This is a genomic window from Fibrobacterota bacterium (assembly GCA_019509785.1).
In the GTDB taxonomy this organism is placed as follows: Bacteria; Fibrobacterota; Fibrobacteria; order UBA11236; family UBA11236; genus Chersky-265.
On the sequence record JAEKLQ010000009.1, the window covers coordinates 1 to 5,878 of the forward strand.

Sequence of the window (5,878 nt, forward strand, 5' to 3'; positions counted from 1 at the left end):
CACCAGCGGCAATTCGGATCTGAGACCGGAACGGAACCTGACTTTCGAGGCCGGGGCCGGATTCGAAAAGCCCCGCCAAGGCATTTCCGCGGACCTGACCTATTTCCAGACCGAGGTGGAGGATCGCATCGCCGCGCGGACCGTCAGCGGAGCGGCCCTTCCCTTCGCCATGCTCGATGGGGATACCGTGGCTTCCCGGACCACTTTCGTCAATGCCAATGCCTCCCATATGCGCGGGATCGAATTGCGGTTGTCCTTGGATGCCGGGGCTTTGCTCAAATGGAACCGCTCCTTGCGCGTGTTCGCCAATTCCACCCGCATTCTCGAAGCGGAAGATGAAACGGTGACCCTCACCCGGGACGGGCTCCGGGATAGCCTGGAGAAGACCACCGATATCAAGAATGTCGGTAAGGTGAATACCACCTTCGGCATCGAATATGAGGATCGCTCCTTCCTGGCGGCCCGGTTCTCGGGACGGTATTTGGGCGAGCGCAAGGATACGGAATTCAGCGATCCCCGCTACCCGGACATCCGGTATCCTGAATTCCTGATTTTCGATGCCACGGCGATTTTTCAGGTGAGGGCTGGGACCGCCGTAACCTTTACCGCGGCCAACCTTCTTGATCAGAACTATTACGAAAAGCGCGGATTCAACCTGCCGGGCAGGAATTTCCGCTTGGACGTTTCGCAGAAACTCTGAAGGAGCCATCGGCCATGGGTAAAATGCATATCCTCTCGGCGTTAGGCGCCGCAGTCGCGGCGGTTACGATAGCGGCCGGACCAAGCCCCGGCGCCGATCTGTTTCCGGATAAAGCAGTGGTGAAATACGCCAAGGGCTTTACCCTCCGCTATTTCAAGTCCTTCAAGGTCGTGGAGGTCATCAATCCATTCAGCCATGCCCCGGATACGACACGCTATGTCTTGGTTCCCAGGGGCAAGCCCACCCCTCCCGAGTTCGCCAAAGCCACCCGTGTCGATATCCCCATCCGCACGGTCATCTGCCTTTCTACGACCCATATCAGCCTATTGGATTTCCTGGGTGCGATAGATCGGATCGTGGGTATGTCCGACACTGCGAGGCTGGTCAACCCCAAGGTGTTGGCCAGGGCGCGCGCCGGCCAAATCGTCGAAGTGGGCCGTGATGAGACATTGAACGAGGAGCGGGTCCTGACCCTGGCGCCGGACCTCCTTATGACGGTCGGCTTCACGGGAAAGGATATCGGTTCTCACCGGACCTTGATGGAAAGTGGGATCGCCGTCCTGGCCAATTCGGAATGGATGGAGAACTCCGTGTTGGGACGCATGGAATGGGTCAAGCTGGTCGGGGCCTTTTTGGATCGGGACGGCATCGCCGAGCGGAAATTCGACTCGCTGGAAGCGGAGTATGGGAAGGTCAAACGGCTCGCCGCAAGCGCGCGGAACAGGCCCAAGGTGATAGGAGGCACCAGCCGGAAAGGCGTTTGGACCGTTCCCGGAGGCAGAAGCTATGTGGCCGGTCTGCTCCGGGATGCCGGAGCCGAATTTCCCTTCGCCGATGACACTACGTCGGGCATCCGGAATCTCGGATTCGAGACGGTTTACCGGGCAGGAGTCGATGCCGATTTCTGGCTCAACGCGGAAGGGGCCAAATCCCTAAAGGACATTGAGGATGAAGATGAGCGTTACCGGGACTTCAAAGCCTTCAAGGCCAATCGGGTGTTCAGCAATACCAAACGCATGGCTCCCAACGGCAGTAACGACTATTGGGAATCCGGAGTCGTGAATCCGCATCTGCTCCTTTCCGATTTGGTGAAGGTGCTGCATCCCGAATTGTTGCCGGACTACCGGCTTTACTATACCAAGGCCCTAGAGTAAAAGTTGGAAACGATGATCAACCTGGCTAACCGGAAAAATGCTCCCGCTTCGGCGGTCCGGGAGGGCCGCTTTTCCTTTGCGGCGATCCTATCCGGGCTTTTCCTGGCCGCCTTCGCGCTTTTCATCCTGGATATCACCGTAGGTCCGGTGCATATCCCCATCAAGGATATCCTCAAGGTCGTGGGGGGGATGGAAATCGATTCGACCGGCATCACGAACATCATCGAGAAGATCCGCATCCCCAAAGCAATCGCCGCGGTCCTGGTCGGCGCGGCGCTCGCCGCCAGCGGTCTCCTGATGCAAACCCTGTTCAGGAATCCCCTGGCGGGCCCCGATGTCCTCGGCATTACCTCGGGCGCGAGCCTCGGCGTATCCCTCGTTATGCTGGCGGGGGGCGCCATTCCCACGGTTCAGGCAATCAAGCAGACGGGTGCGCTGGGAGGGTGGATTATCGTCGTCGCCGCCAGCATGGGTTCGGCGCTGGTGTTGCTCGTCGTCCTCGCCATCTCGGCCAAGGTCAAGGACAACGCATCCTTGATGATCATCGGCATCATGGCCGGGGCCCTGACGATTTCCCTCGTCAGCCTGATGCTGTACCTGGCCTCGCCGGAGCAAATCCAGGATTACCTGATGTGGACGTTCGGCACCATCGGAGGCGTTTCGGGCAAGCATCTCTGGACCCTCGGCTCGGTCGTGGCCGGAGGCTTGGGTCTGGCGCTGGCGGCTTCGAAGCCTTTGAACATACTGCTCATCGGCGAAAACTATGCCCGCTCCCTCGGGCTATCCGTTTTCCGATCCCGGATCCTCATCATCGCCGCGACCTGCCTACTCTCCGGAAGTGTCACGGCCTTCTGCGGACCCATCGGGTTCATCGGCCTGGCCGTGCCTCACCTATGCCGGGCCCTATTGCATACCTCCGATCATCTGCGCCTGATCCTGGCAGCTTGCGTGATGGGATCCATCGTGGTGCTCGCCTGCGACATCGTCACCCAATTGCCGGGAAGCCGAAGCCTGATGCCCCTCAATGTCATGACCTCTATCGTCGGCGCCCCGGTGGTCATCTGGGTCATCGCGCGCGTGAAGCACCGGAAAAGCCCTTTTTGAAGGCGGCACCTATGAAGCTGTTGGAAGCGGAAAATCTGGGCATCGGCTACGCCGTCAAAGGCGGATCGAAAACCGTCGCGGAAGGGATCCGGTTCCATCTGGAAGGGGGGAGGTTCATATGCCTCCTGGGCCCGAACGGCGCCGGAAAATCGACCTTGCTGAGAACCCTGGCCGGAATCCAGCCCCCGCTTGTCGGATCGGTCCGGATTCGCGGCGAGGATTCCCGTACCCTGGATGCGGCGAAGCGGGCTACGATTCTGGGCCTGGTCCTGACGGAGCGGTTGGAAAGCGTGAACCTGACCGTGGAGGAACTGGTCGCCTTGGGGCGGGCTCCCTATACGGGTTGGCCCGGGCGGCTTTCGCAGGAAGACGAGGGAAAAGTCGCCTGGGCCCTGAAGGCCACGGGGATCGTGGAGCATTCGGGCCGGAAGGTTTCCGAGCTGTCCGACGGGGAGCGGCAGAAGGCCATGATCGCGAGGGTCCTGGCGCAGGAGACCCCGGTGGTTCTGTTGGACGAGCCCACCGCCCACCTTGATCTTCCCAATCGCGTGGGCATCATGCGGCTTTTGAAAAACCTGGCCCATGATACAGGCAAGGTCATCCTGCTTTCCACCCATGAACTGGATCTCGCCTTGCAGTCGGCGGACGAGGTCTGGCTCATGGAGACGGGGGGGCGGATGGAAATGGGGGCTCCGGAAGATCTGGTCCTGAACGGCGCCTTCGGCGCGTGTTTCGGGAAAAGCGGGTTCCATTTCGATGCGGCCACAGGCGCATTCCGGTTCCATAAACCCGAAGGAGAAGCCATACAGGTCATCGGATCGGGCGCGGGCGAGGTCTGGACCCGCCGCGCCCTGGAACGGAAGGGCTTCCGCGTCGGCGAATCCTTCGATTCGAGCCGGCGCATCCGGGTCGTCGAAGAAACCGCGGGATGCTACCGATGGCTTTGCGAAGCGGGCGGGCGTTCCTCCTGTCATACCTCGATTGAAAGCCTGATCACGACCTTGCAAAGGAATCACGCAAGCAGGGTGGAGGCTGAAGCTTGAAGGGAAAGGATATGAGCCGGGTGGAACGCACCCTCTATTTTTGCGCGGGCGGGTCCTGCTTGCAGAAGGGTTCCGGCATGCTTATCCGCGAAACGCAGGCCCTGCTAAAGACGGAAGGCTTGCATTCCAGGGTCCATACTGTCAAAACCCTGTGCACCAGCCATTGCGATCAAGGCCCCATCATGGCCATCCAACCCGATAACGCCTGGTATTGCCGGATGGACGCGGAAAAAAGCGGGATGGTCATTCGCGAACATGTCCTGCAAGGCCGTCCCCTGGAGGCTTGGCTCCTGGATGCGGAGCGCCGGAAAACGGGAGGGAACGATACGGCTATCGCCCAACCGGATCTGAATCCGTTCGAGCCACGCAGACTTCCGGAATGGGGAGACGTTCCGGCGGCTGCGATGGACCCCTGGGAAATCAAGCTCTACCCGCTCCTGAAAGACCTGTTCGTGAACCGCTTCCAAGGCCTTATCTTCGAATTACCCTCCATCGTCAGCAGGCCGTTTTCGCTGAATCGCTCCGCCAACCTGAACTATGACGGGGTTTGCGCCGAGGTGGAGTCTTTGACACAGCGATTCTCCTTAGTAATCGGCCTATTCAAGGAATCCGATCCGGAATATCCGCGCCTATGGAGCGATAGGATAACCGAAGTCCTGTTCATCGAATCCGGGGATGGGCAGGGAGCGGCTTCCGAAAGGATGCTCGTGGCGACCAGTAGATCTGGGGTGCGCGCGTTGATCGTTCGGTTTCCCCGGCCCGACTCGATCCCAGGACCAGATCCCTGGGAGCATTACACCAGGATTTATCTCGAAAGGAATTGATCCATGGGGGGCGAGGCCCTATTAATTGGAACCCAAGTTCAACTTAGAGCGATGTAAAACGTTCCGTAGCCACCGTACATCATAGAAAGGTCACCACATGGCAATCAATATCACCCGGGTCTATACCCGGGCCGGGGATCAGGGCGATACGTCCTTGGTCGGCCGGGTGCGCATTTCCAAAGGATCCCAGAAGCTTTCGTCCTATGGGAGCATCGATGAGTTGAACACGTTCGTCGGCATGGCCCGAACCATCCTCATTTCTGATTTGGGCGGCCTGCCGGCCGAAAAACGGAGCGAGATGGATGCCTTGCTTCTGCGGATCCAGAACGAGCTTTTCGACGTAGGCAGCATCCTGGCGACCCCGGCTGGCAAGGATTACGAAGGCATGCCGGTCATCCTCCCCGAACAAATCACCGAGTTGGAAAAGTTGATGGATACCTTCCAGGAAGATCTGGAATCGCTTCCCTCCTTCACCCTTCCGGGCGGATCGTTCGCGAACGCCTCCTTGCACCAGTGCCGATCTGTGTGCAGGCGGGCGGAGCGGGAGATGGTCCGCCTATCCAAGGAAGAAGAGTTGCGGCCGAATATCCTCAAGTACGTGAACCGGTTGAGTGATCTGTTCTTCGTGCTCTCCCGCTACGTGGCGAAGCTATCCGGGGTTCCCGAGACGCTTTGGGATACGGGCCTGGGCAAGCGCAAGCCCGGGAAGCTTTGACCTCGGTAGGAGTTAACGACGCGATGGCGAAAAGGAGAGCGATTGCGATGAAGACGTTGGAAAAGGTTCTGGTATCGTGGAGCGGCGGTAAGGACAGTTGTCTGATGCTGCACGAACTCGTCAAGGACGGCCGCTATGAAATCACGGCGCTGGTCTGCATGGTCAGGGAGCATGAGCAACGGATCTGCATGCATGGGGTTCCCGTGGAGCTGCTGGACCGGCAGGCGGCATCGTTGGGATTCCGGCTGGAAAAGGTTTTTACGACCCGGGAATCGAATTATGAAGCAGTCATGAGATCCATCGTCGAAAAATTCACCCTGATGGGCGTTGCGAAGATA

General features: G+C 59.3%; 7 protein-coding genes. All 7 read left to right on the forward strand.

What is annotated here, in order from left to right; translation table 11 throughout:
* Positions 1–700: TonB-dependent receptor (locus JF616_00275; GenBank protein MBW8886162.1), on the forward strand; the 700-nt coding region annotated here is incomplete at its 5' end.
* Positions 701–714: 14 nt separating this feature from the next.
* A complete protein-coding gene (locus JF616_00280; protein ID MBW8886163.1) occupies positions 715–1,854 on the forward strand; it encodes an ABC transporter substrate-binding protein in 1,140 nt (379 codons plus the stop codon).
* A 12-nt stretch (positions 1,855–1,866) separates the two neighbouring features.
* Entirely contained in the window at positions 1,867–2,958 is a 1,092-nt protein-coding gene (locus tag JF616_00285) for an iron ABC transporter permease (protein MBW8886164.1), read from the forward strand.
* 11 nt (positions 2,959–2,969) lie between these two features.
* Positions 2,970–4,001 carry an ABC transporter ATP-binding protein gene (locus JF616_00290; GenBank protein MBW8886165.1) on the forward strand — a complete coding sequence of 344 codons (1,032 nt, stop codon included), beginning with the start codon at positions 2,970–2,972 and terminating at the stop codon, positions 3,999–4,001.
* Positions 4,002–4,012: 11 nt separating this feature from the next.
* The gene (locus JF616_00295; GenBank protein MBW8886166.1) at positions 4,013–4,825 is read left to right on the forward strand and encodes a (2Fe-2S) ferredoxin domain-containing protein; all 813 of its coding nucleotides are present in this window, start codon (positions 4,013–4,015) and stop codon (positions 4,823–4,825) included.
* Positions 4,826–4,922: 97 nt separating this feature from the next.
* Positions 4,923–5,540, forward strand: coding sequence for a cob(I)yrinic acid a,c-diamide adenosyltransferase (locus JF616_00300; protein ID MBW8886167.1), 618 nt, complete (start codon positions 4,923–4,925; stop codon positions 5,538–5,540).
* Positions 5,541–5,587: 47 nt separating this feature from the next.
* The coding region (locus JF616_00305) for an ATP-binding protein (protein MBW8886168.1) at positions 5,588–5,878 on the forward strand (291 nt) is incomplete at its 3' end.